This window comes from Bacillus cereus group sp. RP43 (assembly GCF_040459645.1).
In the GTDB taxonomy this organism is placed as follows: Bacteria; Bacillota; Bacilli; order Bacillales; family Bacillaceae_G; genus Bacillus_A; species Bacillus_A mycoides_C.
This window is the reverse complement of record NZ_JARVHQ010000001.1, coordinates 2,557,017-2,578,721: the sequence shown is the minus strand read 5'-3', so window position 1 is coordinate 2,578,721 and position 21,705 is coordinate 2,557,017. Positions and strand designations below refer to the sequence as shown.

Genomic DNA, 21,705 nt, shown 5'->3' with positions numbered 1-21,705 from the left:
TCTATAAATGTACATACTAATCCTATTCAGAAGAATATTTCGTTTTTTAACGAAGATCTCTTAAAAATAGAATTAGTTGATCATTGGGATGTTTTCACCCTTCCGTTTCGAATTTAAATAACACATACATACTCTATGTAAAACATTTTCAATGTATGCATGTCTCATTTTAACTATTCTAGAAAGTCAAAGGCAATTCCTCTAAAGAACGCATTAAATAATTTCCTTGCCATTTAATATCTTCACGATCGCCTTTTATTTGTAGTTCAGGCATTCTTTTAAACAGAGCAGTAATAGCAATCTTTGCTTCTAACCTAGCAAGTGGAGCTCCTAAACAGAAATGGCTACCATGTCCAAAAGCAATGTGACGGTTATTCTCACGCATAATATCAAATACTTCTGGGTTTTCAAATATTGTTTCATCACGGTTTGCTGAAGCTAATGCGATAATAACCATATCTCCTTTTTGGATTGTTTGGTCATGAATTTGAAACGGCTCAGCCGCCCATCTTGCAGTTGTCACCTCAACTGGAGAATAATAACGCAATCCTTCCTCAATAGCTGAATCAATTAATTTCGGATTATCTTTTAATAACTGTAATTGCTTCGGATTTTCAAGAAGTGCTAATACCGTATTTGTTATTAAATTCACTGTCGTCTCGTGTCCGGCTACAATTAATAACATGATCATTGAATATAGCTCTCGAGCACTAAGTTTATGCCCTTCATTTTCTGCAAGTATTAACGCACTAACCAAATCTTCTTTTGGATTTTTTCGTTTTACATCAACTATATATTGGAGATATGCAATAAACTCAGATAGTTGTTTTTCGGTTTCTTTTATTTCTTCAGGTGTTTCTGGCGATGCAATGACAGCATGAGACCAAATTCTAAATTTCGCTTGATCCTCTTTTGGAATTCCAAGCATCTCACTTATTACAATAATCGGTAATGGGAATGAATAATCATCCACAAGATTTAATGTACCTTTTCGCTCTATTTCACTTATTAAATCATCCGCTATTCTCTGAATTCTTCCGTCTAATTGTGAAATCATCTTCGGTGTAAAAGCTTTTTGAACTAAAGATCGTAAACGACTGTGGTTAGGTGGGTCCGAATTTAACATGTGCGTTGTTAAATGATCACTATTGTCAACGGAAAGATACATGTTCTTTGTATCTTGAGGAAACACATTTGCCTGATCTTTTTTTAAGCGATTATCTTTTAAAAGCGGCAGAGCATCTTCATATCTTGTAATGAGCCATTCTTTACCGATTTCAATTTGATTTACAAATAATATAGGCTGCACTTTTCTCGATTCTTTATAAATTTCATACGCATCTTCTTTAAACTGAGCTGAAGCTAAATTAATGCCATCCTCTATTCTTAGGCCCACTTTGTTTTTCATTGACATTGCATTCCCTCACTCTCACTTGTTTTTGAAAATCAACCAACATATGCATTATACTCTAATAAAAACGTGAAAATTGTAAATTTTCATTTAAAATCTTACTTCGTATATTGAAAAATAAAAAAGTGAGAGAGTAAAGGTATTCTACTCTCTCACTTTTCTTTATGCGAAGCACATAAAGTTACTAATTTGTTGATATCGGTAACTTACTTTACGACGGCGACCACCTTGCCAAGTATAACCTGAAACCCCGTTTCTTCTTACCTCAGTTGGAAAGAACCATAAATCTCTTCCGAAAGGACCAGGACGATGTAAACGTAAATAGCCCCATCTTCCTAGACAGTTACACATCCATGATTTCATATTACCTGCTTGTGCTGGAGAAGCAAATGTGGACGGTAACGACGGAGCTTGTGACGGTGGTGGTGACGTTGGAGCATCTTCCGCATCATCTGGTCTGTAGTCTTCTTGTTCAATATCTCTCACTTCATTTGTAGATTCATAACCGTAGTTTTGTGGATTATAATACATCTCTTGATCATATGGATAGTTTTGTTGGTTATACATAATAACCCATCACCTTCTTTTCATTTGTTTCTTTTAACATTCATATGTGATACGTCATTCATAGGAAGCTTATGTATAGCCTAAATTCATTTAAAAAATAAATCTCGTATTTTTTAAATACGAGATTTTTTATAAACAAGATATATTTTTTATTTTATTAACTTCACACTATAAAAACGCATTTGATCTAATGAACCTTCATATTCAAATACTTCTTGCTTAATTAATTCTTTCAAACGATATTCCAAAAACGTATCCCCAACCAATTGATCCACAAGACCAAGCGCTTCACCTATTACTCTCGGAGCTTTATGAAATTCTTTATCTGCTCCTACATTTTTCGCACACTTAATAATGAATTGATCAAAATAACCTTCTTGTACAGAATGCACTTCATCGTCTTTCCAAATTCTTAAAAACTCCATGCTTTGCGATAATCTATCCCACTCATGTGCAAACTTCATTCGCTTCTCTTCAGTTAAATACGGAAATTCCACAAAACTTTTTTGGAAAAGAGCTAAACTTTCAGGAGATAATTCTCCAGTTCCACGAATATCATAATCTTGTTTTAATATTTCTCTACTCGCTTCAGAAGTATTTATAACACGAATATTTTTCTTATCTTTTAATTGCGCAATTGCAAAACAAAGCCCTACATGCTCATGGGCATTATCCGCCTTCCAAATGGTAATCGGTGTTTCATTCGGAATTGAATGTAGCTCTTCTAAAGTCTCCTTAAATCTTGGTAAATACTCTTCTTCAAAATAACAATCATAAGAAGTTAAGTTATTTAATAACCACTGTGACCTTGCTAATTGACCTTCATTCGTATGTAATTGATGTATGGGGCCAATTGAAAAGAATTCAGAGTATGAGACAACACTCTCCTCGTGTAATCCTTCTTGTTTCAACATATATTTTAAACATCCAGCTGTTGAATCATCAAAGGCAATATGAATGTGTGTACTTTCTTCTAAATTCTTTTCCTGAGTTGTATGACTCGTCAATTGCTTAGGGATACTCGTTAAATTTTTTATCATATCTTCGCTATAATTTCCGTCTAATACATCTAACTGTATTAGAATACTTTGAAGTAAATGTTTTGCTTCATCTTCATACATATCCTCAACAACATTTTTAATTTTATCTATCATATAAATCCCTCTATTCATTTCTAAAATAGCGTAGATTATAGTGTATCATTTCAGCCCAGATGATTAAAAGTCTTTTTAAAATCAAATCGTTTATTACCCAAATTGCTGCAACCATCTAAGTTTTTAACAAAAGCTTTCTCTATATTCCTCTCAAACTATAGATCTATAATATTTTTCGCTTCTTCCTTATCTATCTCCCAAAATCACATTAGTTGCTAAATAATTTGTAAATCTTTTTATTTAAATGTATAATTATATAGAAAATAAAAAATACAGGAGCAATATTAATGGAGAAAGTACTTACTAATTATAAACATTATTTAAAAAATTGGAGACTTATATTTATTTGTATATTACCTGCCGTCGCTTTATTGTATACATTCGATGTCATCTTTGAACTACTGTTTCACCAAAATTTCTATTTATCTAATTTAATTATTGCTATTATATTAACCTTAATATTTATTAACGTTAAAGATAAGTTTAAAATCAACGGTTAAAGAAAACTATAATTGAAACGAAACCGTTGTGAAGTAACTGCTTAGACAATTTTAAAAAATCAATAGAGAACCACAACTAGTTATTCGATGTACAAAATATTTTTCAATCGCCTTTTGAAAAATATTATATATTAGATGTCTTCCAGTTACTCATATCTTATTTTTTGTGTAACTAAGTCAAACGCTAGATTTCTTGATATTCACAGCTTAATGATACTTACCTTTTCGAGTTACACAACACAATAAAAATGACTAACTATAGATTTGAATCCATGTCCCTCCTATCTCAAAAGCTCTCCTAAGTAACTAAAAAAAGAACACCTTAAGTGGGTGTCCTTTTTTCTTTATGTAAGAGAACATACAGATAACATTAATCCTCCAAATGTCACTGTTCCTAGTAACCCTAATACAACTCCTGTTGAACAAACACAATCAGCAAGACAAATAGAAGATTGCGATAATGGAACAAATGACCTACTTGTGCTCGATCCATATTAAATATTATTTCCCCTTATAGATAAAAAGTACTTTTAAATCCTATTAACAATACACTCAAACATCTTAATTTACTATCGATTTTCATTACATTAACCTTACATAGTTGTAATAATTTATTTAGTTACTTACCAAACAGAAGCAATCATCCTCATAATTAAGTGTATATCACTATAGAAAATGAAATCATTAATAAAAACAACTTGACTTTATTTGCTTAATTAACCCTTCTCTTTACTTTGTAATAAAGTATTAAAATATTCCTGGTTATATATTACCGCTGGATGATTAGGTATATAATTTGCTGCTAATTCATTATAATGCAACGCCTTTTCATAGTTTCCTAAATGACTGTAGCACAAGCTTATATGGAAATACGGAACCCAATTGTAACTTGCGGGGTTATAAAGTATCGCCTCGTTAGGATATGTAATTTTCGTGGCTGCTAAATACCAACGAATTGCTTCTTTATATTTTTCTTGTTCCATCATGACATGCCCTATCCCAACACAAATTTCCCCTCTTGGATTCCCGTATTGAAAAGCCCTTGTAAAAGTTTCTAATGCTTCATCCCACTTTTGAAGTTGCATATAACAATACGCTAAGTTTCCGCACACATAAATATTTACTTCTCCCCATTTTTCTTTACTATCTAATACTTTTTTATAAAATTGAATTGCCTGATCATACTTTTGCTGAAACATAAATTCATTCGCATAATTGAACCAATCTGTAAGCGTAACTTCTTCTGTCTCAATTATGGATTGGAGAATTTTAAAATTCTGATCAATTCTTGGTTTTTCTTTACAATGAGTAATAGTTATATCCGTGTGCAACACATTTCCTTCAACTTGTATAAATTCGTGTACTTTGTTAATCCATTGAAAATTTCTTGAGCGATTAACAAGCCTATAACGTGTTGTAATATACATTGGCTCCATACTTAATCCAGTATTCAAATGATAAAACATTAATACCGCGTCAATATCATTATCCATTTCTTGTTTTAAATTTAAAAATTTCTGCTGATCCTTTTCAAATAAAACATCATCAGCATCCAACCATAAAACATAATCTTTGTTCGCTTTAGAAAATGAAAAATTTCTGGCCGCCGCAAAATTATCATTCCATTTATAATCATAAATGTTAGTTGTATACTTTCGAACAATATCTTTAGTTCTATCTGTAGATCCAGTATCTACAATAACTATTTCATCAACTATGTGTTTTACTGAATCTAGACACCTTGCGATAACTTGCTCTTCATCTTTTACAATCATGCATAAACTAATTGTTATTTCGGTCAAGATACTCCCTCCTCCTAATGTATTATATGATTGAAAAAGAAATTATCTTCACAAATACATACCTCAAGATATACATGAAGTTATTATTTAATTGACTAATACTTCTAAAGCTGTGCATACGCTATAATGTGTCACTTGCAATAAAATGCAATCATACAAAATAAGCGGTTTCTGTGTAATCAGAAACCGCTTATTTGATATATGTATATTTATTTATATTGAATTTACCACATAATTATCTTTTATATATTCACGTTATTATTGCTAATAAGAAGGATAAAGATAAAAATGCACAAAGTGGTACATATAAAACAGTATCCATTTTAGCAAACTGCGTATCTTTTTTTCGTTTAAAGATACCAAAATAATGAAACTCACCAATTACTCTTATGAAAAAAACAACCATACAAACCCAGGATCCTATTTGAACAAAAACATTTGGAACTGCGAAATGAACAATATTTGCTTGTTGTAATAAAATCATTGCTGCCATACTTAATAATAACGCAATGAACAATGTCATTCCTGCACCTGGTGTAAACGCCTTTTCTCCAGCTTTAGTTGGAATGACACTATTTGTCGCCCACTTACCTCCGAAAGCCCAATAGACATGTAAAAAGCTAACTAAGAATAATATACAAGCAGATATATATATAATAAGCATTTTGACCCTCCCATTATTTTATTGAGGTCCCCACCTTTAAAATATGCTATGAATCCTTCATTAGCAACCTAAATTTAATTACATAAAAAAAACCCTTAATGATTAATCATTAAGGGGTTACTAAATTTCATTATGCATTATACCTACTTCTGCGGCGTTCCATCCTTGTTTGCCCTTGAACAGTGCCTTCATTGCATTGATCTATTTGCTCTGTCATTTCATATTTCGCAACTGGTTCTTCGTAATTACGTTCTTGGACTCTTTCTGGTGTTTTATGTTTAGATGCTTTTCCACTAAACTTAAATAATTTCATTTTAAGTTTCGGTAATCTTGGAAGGCGAACCTTAAAGGATAGCCCTTTACGCTTCTTTTTTTGTTTAAATAAATTAGTATTTTCTTTATTAGCCTCTTTCTCTTTACGGTGTAATAACATCGCAAGTAATCCACCTAATATAAGTCCTCCAACTAAAAGGAGAATATATAAATAATGGCTTGTCATTAAATTCATCATACGCTCAAGTATGACTAACGACTGTACTTCTTTTATATCCCATAATAAAGCGGCCCATAATGAGAATAAACCTAAAGTAAGCCCGTATGTACGAAAGCGGAATATACAAGGTATTAAAGCGATACAGGCGGCAATTTTGGCATTTGCTATTATAGCACTTGTTGAAATATCCTGATTCCAAATAACTAACAGTAGTGTTATAAATGGTGCATATGCTATCCAGCTACATATACGTGAATATATCTTTTTCGCAAAGTAACTACCGAAACTAGTAAAAAATAAAAGTCCTCCAATATATAAAGATTGTTCAAGAGGGATTTGCTTTAACATTCCTGCAATTGGAAAGAGGCCGCTCAGTAGCATTAATAATACATCTAATTTCTTCACAATTCCCCATTCCTTTCAAATTTCTATTAAGTTTTAAAATTAATTTTCCATGTAATTCAGTTTTTGTATTTCTAAAAAACATCTTAATCCCGAAAGTAAATAAAGTAAATATGAAACCGAAAATATACATGACAAATCATATCTATATTTACAATGAAAAATGACAAATCCTGCTCATTATTACTAGCAGGATTTGTATACTATTATTTATATTAATATTAATGCATCTTTTTTTTCTAAAATTATTACATCTTCATCTAATTCGTCATTGAATTCTTTAAACTCCCTTGAATCAATATCGGTAGTATAATTTTTAATTAATTTAACCATATGCATTACATGCGTATTATGAATATTTTGTTCCGGGAGTAAGGTTGATTTACAGCACATGTAATGTATCATTTTGGCGATTTCTTCTCTTTCTTCAAATTTTACACCAAACGGGATAACTTCGAGTATGTACCGCTGTACTATCTCATTACTATTTAATTCGTATGCAGCCGTGCTATAGTAAATTCCCATTTGATCTACAAATAATCTCGTTTCATCCATAACATATTCTTGGTCTCTAACAATATAGTTCGGTACATCTGAGTTAGTATTAATTCTAATTATATTTATATCCTCTTTAAAATTTGAGATTATTTCAGGTGAAACCCCAATATTAACACTTTCATTTTGCAATTCTTCTATCCAATATTTCCTCATATTTGCATCTACAATAAAATAAACTTTTTTATTTTGTTTATGTGCATCTTGTGAAATTTCAACTAATGTTTCTAACATAAATTGTTTAAAACGGACTCCTATATCATTCCTTTTTGATGGTTGTGGTAAAAACACTTTATGATTACCTATATTTAACAAAGTATGATCAATTGTGCCCCATTCTTCTTGACCACATAATTTATATAATATTTCTCTCCCATTTATTTTTGAAAAAATAGGTAAGAAATCATATTTAGACATTTTCTCAATTGATAAATTTACAATTATACCCGGTAATTTTATCTTATTCCAACTACGCTTTAAAAACCCCTTTTGTTCTAATAAACTAAGAATGGCATTAATAATTTCTTTTTTAGATATACTTTGTCCAATAAATAAATTAATGAATGCTGAAATACGTTGCGTTCGAGCGAATCCTTCCCGAATGATTTGCTTTGGATTAATTTTTTCGCGACCATCACAATTTTTCATTGCAATTAATGCTAATTTCATTTCATTTTGCTCACCTGCCGTAGCATGTACAGCTTTTACGACATCGTCTACTAGTTTCTTTTTGTTTTTATGGCTATATTGCATTCTATATGGATTTTGTAACACTTTTTCAATGTTATATCTTACTATTTTTAAAAGTACTGGATTGTCTGCATTTAATACATAGTAGGAATCTTCATTTTGAGCTAAAACTATTTTGCTATCTAATAACGCTTGTTCTATCTCTATTACTATATCATCTGACCATACTTCTAACGTAATTGTGTCTAATCCCTTTGGGGCAAATAAAGGTAATAACTCATTCTCATTATTAGTTAATACTTTTTCACACTCTGGAAGTAATGTGAAGTATGGGAATATTCGTTGGAATTCATTAAAAAGTTCCTCTTTTTCTCTTAGTTTTATACCAAATTTTATTTTTGTTCCTTGAACTTTATATATATTTTCGTTATATGGAAGAAGTACTCTTACATTAGTTCCTCTAATATACTCTTTCGGACATTGGAGAATGTGCTCTAATTTAACTTCTCCTCCTATCCTATAATCATCTTTTAAATTTCTAAAACGTTTAATCCATTTTATTCCTTTTTCAGCTTGTTGCACTTTTAACTTTATAAACCTTTGCTGTTTCTTATTTAATTCAAATTCAGGAGTTGAAATCAGTATTTGGCTCCGCTTTCGCCCTAAAAGTATAGGAATATCTTTATGATTATATTGTTGATAAAACCGCCTAATCCCTACGGATACTTTTAATAGCGGAATATTCTCACCTCCACGAGTTATGTATTCAAACCGATATACATAAGCGAAATAATCATGTGTTTCTTCATCTTTAATTGGCTCAGACATCGCTTCAGAAATATGTTGTGATCGCAGTGGTGAAAAATATATTTCTTCCTCATTTTTATTTTCCATACGTAAAGGCTGTTCGCAAAAGATATGAGTAATTAGAGCTGGTACCCATTTAGAAAACGTTTTTTTATCATGTAATACTGGTAAATTACTAATTAAATCATACTGCCATTCTAAATGTGGTGGATCTATTAATTTATTCGGTTTCCAATCACGAATAACCTCATACCAACTTTGGAAAATATAGTCTAACTGTTCTTGTCTCATTGGTTCCTTAGCCACAATCCAAGGTGTATCTTCCTTTAATGTATATGGATTATGCTGAATGAATAATATATCAGAAAACATATCATACAATCTTTCATTTACAAGTTTTAATTTGCTCGTTAATAAAAATGTTCTATAATGTATCTCTACAATTTCAAGCCATTCAATAGGAAAGTAAATATACGATACTTTCTCATTATAGAGGGGTTCTATTATATTTTTAAATGTTAATAACCGTAATTTTTCCATATTATTAATACTTCCTCTCTTAATTTATATTGATCATGAATAATACTAGAAAAGATACCAATTTTTTTAAGCATAAACGAATCAAATTTAAACCAAGCACATTAAAGGAAATAGCTACAATACATTTAATTATATAAATGATACATTATTAAAACCAAATTAATAAAAAGTTCCTATTAACATATAAATACCTCCTTATGTCACTATGTACATCACTAAATCATTATAATTTATTTTTATATTTTTTATCTATGATTTACAAAAAAATTACAGAAACTAAATATAATAAAAGGTATCACCTCTTTATATAGCGATACCTTTTATATACTCTTTATTAAATAACACCTTTAATTTCTTCATTCACCGGCCATTTTTCTAATGTATATGCCATTTCCCAAAATGAATATTCATATTGACTACTAAAAATAAAATGTTGTCTCATACGATTACGGTCTGCCTCTGTTACTTTTTCAGCAATAGTATCTAATCGTGTGATTTGCTCTTCTACTAGAGTACGGAACCAATCAGATCCATATGCAGAAATCCATTCTTGATAAATTGGCTCTTCTGGTTGACATTCTTTTAATCGTTCACCGATTTCATAATATAACCAATAACAAGGTAAAATAGCTGCAATAATATCTCCTAAATGCCCTTCATAAGCTGCACGATACATATGAGATGTATATGCATATGCAGTTGGCGCAGGAATAAAATTATCTTTTTCTTCTTTCGTAATCCCTAATTTCTTTGCGAAATTCTCATGTAATGATAACTCAGCTTCATACGTATTTTGTGCATGATGCGCCATACGGGCCGTCGTTTCTAATTCAAGAGCCTTTGCAGCACCTAACGTTTGTACTCTAGCAAAATGACTTAAGTAATATGAATCTTGAAGTACGTAATAACGGAAACTAGCTAAATCTAACGTTCCTTCGCCAAGTTTTTTTACAAAAGGATGATGAAAACTTGCCTCCCAAATAGAATCTACTTCTTTACGTAATGTTTGTGAAAAAGTCATTTAAATTCCTCCAATAATGTATAAAATATACGTATTTATCCACAGTTATTAAATCAGTAAAACAAAAAAAACTTTCTTTACAGGCGTAAAGAAAGTGAAATAGACAATATTAATGTATTCTTTAAATATAATCGTCTTCCCACTTCCCTACGCTGGTATTAACCAGATCAGGTACTAAGAGTCTCAAAAATATGTTTGATCTCAGCCTACAAAAGGCCCCCCTAGTGGATAAATATTTAGTTGTCGTATTGTAATTATCATAGCATACTTCGTGGAACTATCAAAAGTTTTAATTGTATAATTATCTTAAAAACCTTCTTCTTTCCTCACTCTTAATGAAGTTTCAATTATCATATCTAATAGTTTACTATAATTAATCCCCGCGGCATCTGCACTTTTTGGCAGTAAACTTGATTGGGTCATCCCTGGTAATGTATTAACCTCCATTACATATGGAATTCCGTCCTTCACCATCATATCAACCCTTGCATAAACACTACATTTTAATGCTTTATAACAAGCCAGTGACGCTTTATTTACACGTTCCTGTATTTCAGCTGGAAGTTCAATAACTTCTTCAATTGTACTAACATCATCGTATTTTGCATTGTAGTCGAAAAACTCAGCTGCATGTCGAATGGAAACGATAGGTAACTGTTTACCATCAAAAATTGAACATGTAATCTCGTCACCTTTTATATACTTCTCAATTACTACTTCAGAATCCCATTCGAATACCGTTTCCAGCATTGAGATCAATTCATTTTTATCATTGACGATCTTTACGCCAACACTCGAGCCACCAGAGTTTGGTTTTACCACTAACGGAAATCCTAACTTATCTAAATCATCAATCTTTAGATCCTCCATTTTTGTAAGTTCAATCCAATCTGGTGTTTCTACTCCTTCATAACGCAAAATCTTTTTCGAAATATTTTTATCCATACATATACCGCTAGATAACATATTACTTCCGCTATATGGAATACCTAAACTCTCAAGCGTCCCTTGAACCGTACCATCTTCTCCGTATTTTCCGTGTAATGCTAGCAATGCAAAATCAATGTCTTTCGCTTTTTCAATTAAATCTATTTTTTCATTTAACATAATTGGAACGATTTCATACTTATTTTTATCTAAATGTGCAATCATTTCATTCCCAGTCATAATTGATACTTGTTTTTCAGAGGATACTCCTCCCATAATAACGCCAATTCTCATTTTCTCAACTCCAAGTTTCATTTTTTAAAGTTTCACCAATTATTTGAATCCCACTAACTATTTCTTTTTCCTTCAAACGTGAAAAACCTAAGCGGAATGTATTCGCTCCCCCTCCATCAGAATAAAAAACATCTCCAGGAGAAAACGTTACGCCTTTCTCATAACACTTTTGTAAAAGTGTGCGAGCATGAATTTTTTCTTCCAACTCTATAAACAAATGAAGTCCGCCATCTCCAGTCATCCTTTTAAACGGAATGTACTGATTGCAAGCCCCAACAGCTAACTCATATTTTTTCTTGTAAACAGATCTTGCCTTTTTTAAATATTTTTCAAAATATCCTTCATGTAAATATTGAAACAGAACAGCTTGATCTAACGTAGATGTGTGAATGGTTCTTGCTCTTTTAACACTTTCTAAATAATGAATCAGTTCTTTATCGGCAATAATCCACCCTACACGTAAACCAGGGAAAAGTACCTTCGAAAAGCTACTAATATAAATCACATTATTACCAGCACCAGCAAAAGTTAATAATGGCGATAAATGTGAACCTGAATAACGTAATTCTTCATTAAATCCATCCTCTATAATAGGAACCTTATATTTCGAAAATAACCTCATCAATTCCGTTCTTTTCTCCGAACTCGTAACAATACCAGTTGGATTATGATAAGAAGGAATTAAATACGCAAAATCAAAATCCTTTTCACGTAAACTTTTTTCTACTTCAGTCGTATCAATACCATCATCATTCATATCTATCCCATGAACTTCAAGTCCATGTAAGCGAAAAAGTTTCAATGCAGCATGGTGAGTTGGATTCTCACAAATAACACGCCCTGATTTTTTCGATAAAGAAGATAGTACAATATCTAACCCTTCTGTAAATCCATTTGTAATTAAAATATCTTTGTTCGAAATATCTACACCTTTCATTTCCATGTAATGAAGTAGATAATTCATTAACGGTCGATAACCTTTTGCATATCCGTAGTTCAATACGATATCCCCTTCAATGGACATACGAGTAAGAAAAGCTCTTTTGAAATTTTCAACATCAAATAGCTTTTCGTCCGGGGCTATACTATTAAAAACAATCATTCCTTTTTCCCAGCGAACTCCATGTTTCATTAAGTCTAATTCATCCGCTAATATGGTAACAGTATTAAGTTTATTTTTCCAATCTATTTCAACAGACGAGGTGTTAGATATATCCACCTTCGCAACGAAATTTCCTTTTCCTTTAACTGCATAAATGAGTCCTTCTTGTTCTAAATCCGCATAAGCAGAGAGTACTGTATTTCTGCTCACTGATAATAATTCACTCAGTTCCCTTGTTGATGGGATTTTTTGATCACCGAGCAAATGCCCTTTCATAATCATCTTTTTTAAATAATCCTTTAATTGAATATAAACGGGACGATCTTTTACAACTTTAAAATCTTTAAACAATTTCTTACCCCCTGCAATTATTTTTGCATATTTATTTCTTTCTCAAAAGGTCCACTACATATGTATTTTTTATGAATAGCGGTACGGTTATAGAGCCTATAAATCCTTTCGATATAGATTGATTACATCTTTCAAAGCGGCTGCTGCTGCCCCACGTGGGTTTGAGGCCCCTCCAAGCGTTGTCACTTGTCCCATTGAATCCGTAAAGAATGTAATTCCTTTTTCGGTACTATTTATATTTGCCAATGGATGTTCTTTCTCTAAATTACAAGGTTGTACACTAAGGTTTACTTTTCCATTATCATCTTTATATGCTGATGCAATTAATTTAATAAATTTATTTTGTTCCTTTGCATTTTGAATTTGTTGCGTTGTAACGTGCTCTATTCCGTTTATTTGTATATCTTCGAGTGAATAATCTATTCCCATTAAACTATTCGTCAAAAGTAATAATTTACAAGCGCTATCCATCCCGCTTATATCTAATAACGGGTTAGTCTCCGCAATTCCTTTATTTTGTGCTTCTTGCAATGCTTCTTCAAACGTCTTATCTTCTTCATACATCTTTGTAAGAATATAATTTGTTGTCCCGTTCAATATTCCTTCTATTTTTTCAATATGACAGCCAGCTAAACTTAGTTGTCCAATGTCTAATGTTGGTAACGCAGCCGCAGTTGCGCCACTATACCGTATGCGTGAGCCTGAAATACGCGCTGCCTCATTTAGTTCACTCCAAGCTGTAACAAGTGCACCTTTTGAAATAGCTACTATATCCATTTGATTTTCAATAGCTTGTTTCATATACTGTTTCCCTGGATTTCCATTTTTAAGATTTGTAGCAGTTGATTCAACCAATACAGTACCATTTATATTAATCGTTCCGCGTTCCTCTGGATAATGGGCGATATATTTTTCAATTGCCGCAGAACCATCACCATACGTCAATAAATCATTAATCTGCAAACCTTTCCCGTTATGTATTGCAATATTTCTTCCTATCACTCCACTAACAACTAACTCAATTCCATATGTTTCATTTATATATAAATATTTTTCGTTTAACAATTTAATAAATTCTTTACCAACTGTCCCATATCCTGATAAAACAACTTGAATTTTCATAATATCCCCCCATATTTTTCTACCAAATCCCTCTTTCAATATAATATAAAGCGCCCTCGAATTCCATCGAGAGCGCTTTATTATTATCTATTTCGGTAACCGTGATAATTTTTCTGCAATTGTTCTATAAAACTCTTGAATATTAGAAAAACCTAACGTATCTGAAACGCTTAATCCTACCATATCGAGATGATCCCAATTTGCTTTCGTTTCAATATGATTCCATTTTCCAACCTGTAAAGACTCATTATTATTTACGGCAATATTAGACGAAGGCGCAATCATAGAATTTGTATTTACTACACCGTCATTTTGCCACCAAGATGTATCAATTAATGGGCGATTTTCTTCATATCTTGCATAGGAACCTAAGAAAAATGCATTACCCATTAACACTTTGTTCATCGTTATATGAGGTAAATGTAAACCTGTTATTGGTGCTGCTTGCGATGCATGTCCACTATAGGATAAGTAATACACATCCGATTGCGTCTGTACCCAATTATTTAACTCCTTTGCACCATCAGTACTTAAATCCCATTGACTTATATCTTTTGTATTTTTCCAAAGTGAACTATTTAGAATACGATCAGTATATTGGAAAAAGGACTCTCCAGCATTCTTCTTTATTCCCCATTGATCCAATTTAAAATCATATAATGATAAATTATTGTTTCCTCCTAAACTTGCAGTTGTAATGAGTAGATCTTTAACAAACGGAAGCAATAGACTACCATCCGCAAGTGTTGTCCCGTTGTGAGGAGTTGCTAATGTTGTAACACTATGAACATACGATTTACCACCTTCAAATAGTGGTGATACCTTTGTGTTTGGATGATTTTTCATATAATTTTTTTCATCAAAACTTCCTTCTTTTAATAGCTGTACCAATGTTCGCGTCGTTTGTCCACCCATACTATGCCCAACTAAATGTACTTTATTTGTTTCACTCCAATTCGGTGCAAATCCACTATAAGTTCTACCAAAACGATTATGTCCATGTTTCTCAGCGTGCGCCGCACCATAATCTACTGTTCCACCTTTAATTTGCGCATATAATTCACATGCACGGTCCCAATTACTAGAAACAGGGCCAACAGCAGCCGTATGAACTGTATAACCATTTCTTTTTAAATCTTCCTGTATATCATGAACACCACCCCAATATTTTACCCCTAGCATTTCTTCCCTACCCCATCCAGCAAATCCATTCACTAAAATGATAGGATAATTATTTTGTTGCCTCTCTTCAGCGTAAGTTGTTTTCGCTACAAATGAACAAACAGTCACTAATGCAAAAAAACATATTTTTAAAAATAGCTTCCCCATACTTTCTCCCCCTAATAAAACGTTTACATTTTTCCGTGAAAAAGATTTACACAATTCGTTTTTAACTTAAACATAATGTAAAGTATTTTATATACATTGTATATATAGAAAACATACACAAATGTTGATAAATATTAATTCAAGTAAACATTTACTTTTTACAATACAACTTGTAAATCTTATTATTAGAATTTATAATTGAATGTAGTTTCCTCATGTTAAATGGATTTAATATTCATAAGAAAACTAATTTCATTGCTTGAAAAGGAGGAAAAAAGCATGCAAATCGGATCAAACATTCATACATTATCTCAACCTACTAAAATAACTCCATCTAATCTTGAGCATAATACTATCTCTTCTACTAAACTTGAAGATAAGAAATCAAATGATCCAATCAAATTTGATATTCGTTCATCTGGAAAAGAAATGAAACAACCTGAGCATAAATTTAACGAATTAGATTTATGGGGCGTGTTGAAAGATAAAGGTGTTCCTTTATGGATCATACTTGAAATGCTACAAAAATCCCGTAAAGAAAAAGAAGCTCAAAATAGTTCGGTTCAAAGTTCAAATGTGATTGAAGAAACAAGCGAGACCCAATTAAATGAAGTAATGTAAACTATGTTACATGAGTTATCTATAAACGAAAAAGAGTTCAAGGTTGATAAAAATATTATCAACCTCGAACTCTTTTTTTAAGATTTTTCTCCAATCGTTACAAACTGAAAAGATACTTCTCCTTCTAAACCTTTAATTAGCTTTCTTACTTTTACATTTTCATTAATCAATGTATTATCTGTCGACATTTTAGGTTTTTCGTCACCTAAAGATTTTTTCAGATGAAGAAGTTGCATTTTCGTTTCATTTGCTTTTATTTCTTTATATACACTATTTTTCGCTACAATCACATACCATTGAAACCCATAATTACGAGTGTTACCAATCCAAGCATTACTATCATATTTAACAGGAATCTCTCTTCCTTCTATTTCAATACTTTGTATAGTCTTTTCGTCTTCATGCGTAAATAATAGTGAGCCTTCTTTTGGAAAATTCGGTAATGTGTCTATAGGCATAGAACTGGATACATTATCCCGTTTACAAAAAATCTTTTCTTTAATCATCGCTTGCGCAGTAGATTCATTTAATATTAGTACCTTCCCTTTTCCAAATTCACCTGTTTTCACTGAATAAACTTCATTTTCTTTCGTATTTTCCTTATAACGATTAATAATTGGTGAAGTATTATTCTCATCTCCAATGATTAGTACACCGTTAGCTGGGAATAAGTCTTCATTTTTAGAACATGCGCTTAAGCTTATTAAAATTATTATAGTTAACATGAAGATAGTTAGTGTTCTTTTCATCACGGTTCCTTTCATAATTCAATTTGTTTTTTACATGATTTTCTGTAATCTTAATAGTTGATATCCTCTATTGTTCCATAGTTTTATACAGCTTTTGTAGGTAACGCCAACGAGTTATAAAGAAATATAAAACTTGTATACATATAAATGAAATTAAAATAACGATAGAGCTATTTAAAATAGAAAAATCGACTAATTGTTGTAATGCCGTATAAGCGACTACAGTATGAATCACTGCAACGACAATCGGTAAGAAGAACATTAATAATAACTGTCTCGTTACAACTTTTTTTAATTCTCGTTTACTTAATCCCATTTTCGAAATCATTTTATATTGCTGTTGATCGCGATCCAAATCAGTATATAATCGAAAATAGATAAAACTAGCAGCGAATGTGAAGAAGACGATTCCGACTAAAACACTTGCCATAAGTAATAATCCATTCGTTTGCTTTGCACTTAACAAATCTAATGTTAAAGCTTGAAAGTAGAAATTATCTTTGCTAACATCTTTTTCAAATATACTATTTAATTGGTTTGAAATCTCTTTCGTTTTCATCCAATCATCTACAACAAATCCGTAAGTACGATTTTGATCACCTATATCATCTTGGTCAGGAGAAACAGGGATTCCATCATACACATGATCTTGAACAGCAATATAAATACTTCTAGTATCATGCGGTAAAACTAAATTTTCTACAGCTTTTTTCACACGAAATGTCTTTGTCCAATCTCCTTGAATGACTTCAATATTCTTTTTATAGTCACCATTTTTAAATTCTTGTTTTTGGGATACCATTCCAGGGATTAGTAAAATTTCATCTTCTTTTTCAATCGTTTCTTGTTGATACCCGAGTGCTCTCGCAAGTTCGTTATATTCACTTAACTTTATTACATATACGTTACTTTCTGTATATTTATTTGAAGACGAAGCCATTCGATAAGGAATATTAGCATCAGCAAGATGTTTTTTTATAGTAGAGAGATTTTTATTTACCTCTTTGTCTGTTTCAAAACTTACATACAGAAATGTATACGGATTTGTCATTCTTACCAGATCCCTATTACCGAGAGCAGCTGTCGTACCAATTGCTGTAAATGCAACTGCTGAAATAATAGATACTATAAAAAACATGGTTGCATTATCTTTCATACGGTAAATTAATTCTGAGAATGTTAATATATTTGTTCTTTTTAAAAAGAAAGATTCACTCCTTTTCGCAAGATACAATATATAAACGCTACACTGTGTATATAAAAAGTACGTTCCTATAATTACAAGGAGTACACCAATTCCAAGCATAATAAAACTGTGACTTGAGATAAATCGAAATACTGAAATATATCCACACCCTATACTAATTAAAGAAAGTAGCGATAATAAAATTGAAGATTTCGGTTCAGGTTTTGGTTTTTCTTCTGCTTGAATGAGTTCTACAAGTTCTGTTACTTTTACCATTTTAAAAGTAACAAGCGAAACAATTAAAAATAAGAAAAGAAACGTGATGACTGTTAATAGTACCGCTTGTATCGGTATATAGAAAGGCAAACCATTATTGATCATTAATACACTTGCACTTATCAATAAAACTAATTTAGAAAATATGAGACCAATGATAATTCCTATACAAATTGATCCAATTCCAATTAACATATTTTCAATCAACAATAATTTCTTAAGTTGCCTCATTGACATACCTTGCATCATTAAAATGCCAAATTCTTTCTTACGTGTTTTTAAAAATGAACTTACTGAATATAGAATAAAGAAAAATGAAAATACAAAAATCAAGCCTTGCGAAATTGTAAATCCTAATGTTCCAAATGCACTTATTGTTGTACTCGTCGATTTTAATTCCCCTTGTAAATCAGGATGAAATAATAACAGGGCATACGTAAAGAAAATCATAATAGAAAATGCACAACTTAAAAAATGGGCAGCGTATGTACGCTTATTACGAAAAATATTATTAAATGCGAACTGACGAAAAGTCATGCCTCTTCCCCCCTAACAAAGAAAGGACATCCATAATCTTTTGATAAAATGCTTGCCTGCTTTCACCACAATAAATTTCGTTATATAGTTGACCATCTTTTATAAATATGACTCTGCTGCAAAAACTCGCTGCATACGGATCGTGTGTAACTAACATCATCGTTGCCTTTTCTTCCTTATTAAGAGTATCTAACATCTCCATTACATCATTTGAAGATTTAGAGTCTAAGTTCCCTGTCGGTTCATCTGCAAGTAATAATTGCGGCTTATGAACGATAGCACGAGCGATTGCTGTTCTTTGAGCTTGTCCCCCTGAAATTTCAAAAGTTCTTTTACTCAATATATCTGTAATGTTTAATTTCTCTGCAATTTCTTCCACTCGTGTGTTCATTTCTTGCACAGAAACACCATCTAAAGTCATCGGCAATACGATGTTTTCTTTTACAGTAAGTGTGCTAAGAAGATTAAATGATTGAAATACAAATCCTAATTGTTTCCTGCGGAATAACGCTAAATCTTCTGATGATAATTGGAAAGGATTTGTGCCATTAATAAAAATTTCTCCCGATGATGGAGAATCAATAGTAGATACCATATTTAATAACGTTGTTTTCCCACTACCTGACGGGCCCATAATTCCTACAAATTCACCTTCTTGAATTGATAAATCAATATCTACTAATGCTTTAAAAGGTATTTTCCCTTTATATACTTTACTAATACTTTTTGCATGTAAAATTTCCATTTGTATTCTCCCTTCATTTGTACTGCTCACTATAAAGTGTAAAGGAATTGTCTAACATCTCATATTGATTCATCTTTCATTTATCTTACACGCTTGTAAGATTTCTAAAAAAACTAATAACAAACCTATTTCCAAGCTATAACCGATGTATATCTATCTTATAATATTTGCATAGCGGCATGAAATACAATGCTATTTATTTCTAATCGTTATTATATGAATGAGAAAAGACCGATTTTTTTATCGGTCTTTTTACTTTCATATACCATATTTTGAACTAATGTCTTTAGTTGAAACTTATTTGAGTAACCTATTTAATACTATTTCACTTGATAATAACCTCTGTAAAAAACTGAGTTCTTCGGTTTAATTGCAATTAAAAATGAATTGTAGATATCTGAGGTGGAAATGAATGTGTTTATCCAACATATAAATAATATGATTGATTTCGTATTTCCTGATACATAGAACGACATCACGGTAGGGACTACCGATAATACAATAATGGGCAAGCTCATAAAGACCCAAAATCTCGTTTTGGATAAGATTGCATTTGTATTTAGCCAAAAAAATGTTCCACTACGTGTTAAACTAATATCACCTTTTTTACTTATGACCAAAATGTGTAGACATTCGTGAATGATAAAGACAAAAATACCTATTATGATAAGATAAAATATATTAATATGATTGAAACCTGTTTCAAAGAAATAAGGTATCAGAAAAATAATTAACTGAAGTAGATATACAAACTTCATATAATGTTTTCGATACCAATTATTCTGTATAAAAGGAGTCCATTCTGAAAAATCCATACTTATCTGTGGCAAGTGTCGAAACCAAATTATGATATGCGTTCCCCTCCCTCATTTAAACTATTTCATATTTTAAAACATTTAACCCACTAACACTCAACCGTTAGTTTTATATGTAAATCTTCGCTCGCCTTCACTTTTGCCATGCATTCTTCTACTTAAACTTAAAGTGATTCATTTGCAGGATGATTTGAGTAAAAGAGTGGTGTTTTCATAGATACACAAATTCGACAAAATCTTCCAAATTCCTTTTCGTATATGATTTTTATAAAAGAGGTCTCGCATGTACAGCTTGGGTCCCTGTTTTTGGTAAAAAGCAAATCCATCAAGACCCCATCCAAATTGTCTCTTTGATATGATAACTGGTACACTTGAATGTAAAAAATCTTAGAGTTTTAACTCTAAGATTTTTTACTGATTGCATTCCATAATAACTCCTTTTAAAGAGCTATATTTTTTATCCATTCTGATTTACTCAATAGATAATGATTATATAGTTGGTTTTCTATCGTCTGTTGACTCTTATAAGTAAACCCACATTTTTCAATAACTTTATTTGACGGTACGTTGTTAATTAAAGCCACTGCATTAAGAATATTTACATTTGTATTTTTAAACAAATAATCAATCAACTCTTTAGACGCTTTTGTAGCGTATCCATTATTTTGATACTCGCTTGAAATGGCATACATAATTTCTCTATTCGGTGATGGAAGTTCTTCTTTCATGCCTGTACAGCACCATCCAACAAATTCATTTGTATCTTTAATAAATATTCCTAGCTTTAATAAATGACCATCAATGTTGGATGTATTTTCCACTGCATCAACAAATGCTTGATTTGCTGGTATTTCATCATTTATAATCCAATGAACCCTCTGTTCTTTCGTTGATTTCCAGTCTGGTAAAAACTTTTCTATTTCAGGCTGATTCGATATTTTATAAATACTCTCCGCATCTTTGGTGGAAAACTCTTGTAAGTAAATATCACCACAATCTAGTCTAAATAACTTAGTCGAACTCTCTTCTCCCATGTTAATCCCCC

General features: G+C 31.5%; 19 protein-coding genes, 1 pseudogene and 1 riboswitch. Of the genes and pseudogenes, 2 read left to right on the top strand and 18 right to left on the bottom strand.

Annotation, left to right across the window (positions count from 1 at the left end; all coding sequences use genetic code 11):
* Positions 1 to 178 precede the first annotated feature (178 nt).
* From QCI75_RS13665 to QCI75_RS13655, 3 genes are all read right to left on the bottom strand, one after another.
* The gene (locus tag QCI75_RS13665; protein ID WP_353760671.1) at positions 179 to 1,414 is read right to left on the bottom strand and encodes a cytochrome P450 family protein; all 1,236 of its coding nucleotides are present in this window, start codon (positions 1,412 to 1,414) and stop codon (positions 179 to 181) included.
* Between the two features lie 159 nt (positions 1,415 to 1,573).
* Entirely contained in the window at positions 1,574 to 1,978 is a 405-nt protein-coding gene (locus QCI75_RS13660; RefSeq protein WP_060751207.1) for a hypothetical protein, read from the bottom strand.
* Positions 1,979 to 2,127: 149 nt separating this feature from the next.
* Positions 2,128 to 3,132 carry a DUF1835 domain-containing protein gene (locus tag QCI75_RS13655; protein WP_144507304.1) on the bottom strand — a complete coding sequence of 335 codons (1,005 nt, stop codon included), beginning with the start codon at positions 3,130 to 3,132 and terminating at the stop codon, positions 2,128 to 2,130.
* A gap of 287 nt (positions 3,133 to 3,419) precedes the next feature.
* Between QCI75_RS13655 and QCI75_RS13650 the strand changes: the two genes are divergently transcribed.
* Entirely contained in the window at positions 3,420 to 3,632 is a 213-nt protein-coding gene (locus QCI75_RS13650) for a hypothetical protein (RefSeq protein ID WP_353760670.1), read from the top strand.
* Between the two features lie 344 nt (positions 3,633 to 3,976).
* Here QCI75_RS13650 and QCI75_RS13645 read toward each other — a convergent pair.
* The 10 genes and pseudogenes from QCI75_RS13645 to QCI75_RS13600 form a co-directional block, all read right to left on the bottom strand.
* Positions 3,977 to 4,126: pseudogene (locus QCI75_RS13645) on the bottom strand (homoserine dehydrogenase); the annotation flags it as partial.
* A 222-nt stretch (positions 4,127 to 4,348) separates the two neighbouring features.
* Positions 4,349 to 5,407 carry a glycosyltransferase gene (locus QCI75_RS13640; RefSeq protein ID WP_144507315.1) on the bottom strand — a complete coding sequence of 353 codons (1,059 nt, stop codon included), beginning with the start codon at positions 5,405 to 5,407 and terminating at the stop codon, positions 4,349 to 4,351.
* Positions 5,408 to 5,684: 277 nt separating this feature from the next.
* On the bottom strand, positions 5,685 to 6,098 hold the full coding sequence (locus tag QCI75_RS13635; RefSeq protein ID WP_144507306.1) for a DUF3995 domain-containing protein: 414 nt from the start codon (positions 6,096 to 6,098) through the stop codon (positions 5,685 to 5,687).
* Positions 6,099 to 6,228: 130 nt separating this feature from the next.
* The gene (locus tag QCI75_RS13630) at positions 6,229 to 6,996 is read right to left on the bottom strand and encodes a DUF3959 family protein (protein ID WP_353760669.1); all 768 of its coding nucleotides are present in this window, start codon (positions 6,994 to 6,996) and stop codon (positions 6,229 to 6,231) included.
* Positions 6,997 to 7,203: 207 nt separating this feature from the next.
* A complete protein-coding gene (locus tag QCI75_RS13625; protein WP_353760668.1) occupies positions 7,204 to 9,585 on the bottom strand; it encodes a pPIWI_RE module domain-containing protein in 2,382 nt (793 codons plus the stop codon).
* Between the two features lie 334 nt (positions 9,586 to 9,919).
* Positions 9,920 to 10,606: a thiaminase II gene (gene tenA / locus QCI75_RS13620; RefSeq protein ID WP_353760667.1), complete on the bottom strand. Its 687-nt coding sequence runs from the start codon at positions 10,604 to 10,606 to the stop codon at positions 9,920 to 9,922.
* Positions 10,607 to 10,733: 127 nt separating this feature from the next.
* A riboswitch (TPP riboswitch) is annotated at positions 10,734 to 10,839 on the bottom strand.
* Between the two features lie 73 nt (positions 10,840 to 10,912).
* Positions 10,913 to 11,827 (bottom strand): D-alanine--D-alanine ligase, encoded by a 915-nt coding sequence (gene ddlB, locus QCI75_RS13615; protein ID WP_353761531.1) that lies wholly within the window; start codon positions 11,825 to 11,827, stop codon positions 10,913 to 10,915.
* 4 nt (positions 11,828 to 11,831) lie between these two features.
* On the bottom strand, positions 11,832 to 13,280 hold the full coding sequence (gene pdxR, locus QCI75_RS13610) for a MocR-like pyridoxine biosynthesis transcription factor PdxR (protein ID WP_353760666.1): 1,449 nt from the start codon (positions 13,278 to 13,280) through the stop codon (positions 11,832 to 11,834).
* A gap of 96 nt (positions 13,281 to 13,376) precedes the next feature.
* A complete protein-coding gene (locus tag QCI75_RS13605; RefSeq protein WP_353760665.1) occupies positions 13,377 to 14,402 on the bottom strand; it encodes a homoserine dehydrogenase in 1,026 nt (341 codons plus the stop codon).
* A gap of 87 nt (positions 14,403 to 14,489) precedes the next feature.
* Positions 14,490 to 15,731, bottom strand: coding sequence for an esterase/lipase family protein (locus QCI75_RS13600; RefSeq protein WP_353760664.1), 1,242 nt, complete (start codon positions 15,729 to 15,731; stop codon positions 14,490 to 14,492).
* Between the two features lie 279 nt (positions 15,732 to 16,010).
* On the opposite strand from QCI75_RS13600, the gene QCI75_RS13595 reads away from it, so the two are divergent.
* Positions 16,011 to 16,352 (top strand): DUF3914 domain-containing protein, encoded by a 342-nt coding sequence (locus tag QCI75_RS13595; protein WP_144508418.1) that lies wholly within the window; start codon positions 16,011 to 16,013, stop codon positions 16,350 to 16,352.
* Between the two features lie 77 nt (positions 16,353 to 16,429).
* Here QCI75_RS13595 and QCI75_RS13590 read toward each other — a convergent pair whose 3' ends face one another.
* From QCI75_RS13590 to QCI75_RS13570, 5 genes are all read right to left on the bottom strand, one after another.
* Positions 16,430 to 17,116: a lipoprotein BA_5634 family protein gene (locus QCI75_RS13590; protein WP_144508419.1), complete on the bottom strand. Its 687-nt coding sequence runs from the start codon at positions 17,114 to 17,116 to the stop codon at positions 16,430 to 16,432.
* A gap of 52 nt (positions 17,117 to 17,168) precedes the next feature.
* Positions 17,169 to 19,100 (bottom strand): ABC transporter permease, encoded by a 1,932-nt coding sequence (locus QCI75_RS13585; RefSeq protein WP_353760663.1) that lies wholly within the window; start codon positions 19,098 to 19,100, stop codon positions 17,169 to 17,171.
* Positions 19,075 to 19,845 (bottom strand): ABC transporter ATP-binding protein, encoded by a 771-nt coding sequence (locus QCI75_RS13580; RefSeq protein ID WP_002110222.1) that lies wholly within the window; start codon positions 19,843 to 19,845, stop codon positions 19,075 to 19,077. The genes QCI75_RS13585 and QCI75_RS13580 overlap by 26 nt, the downstream gene beginning before the upstream one ends.
* A gap of 320 nt (positions 19,846 to 20,165) precedes the next feature.
* A complete protein-coding gene (locus QCI75_RS13575; protein WP_144508426.1) occupies positions 20,166 to 20,660 on the bottom strand; it encodes a DUF3267 domain-containing protein in 495 nt (164 codons plus the stop codon).
* 440 nt (positions 20,661 to 21,100) lie between these two features.
* Positions 21,101 to 21,694, bottom strand: a complete 594-nt coding sequence (locus tag QCI75_RS13570) for a GNAT family N-acetyltransferase (protein ID WP_144508421.1) — start codon at positions 21,692 to 21,694, stop codon at positions 21,101 to 21,103.
* Positions 21,695 to 21,705: the final 11 nt, after the last annotated feature.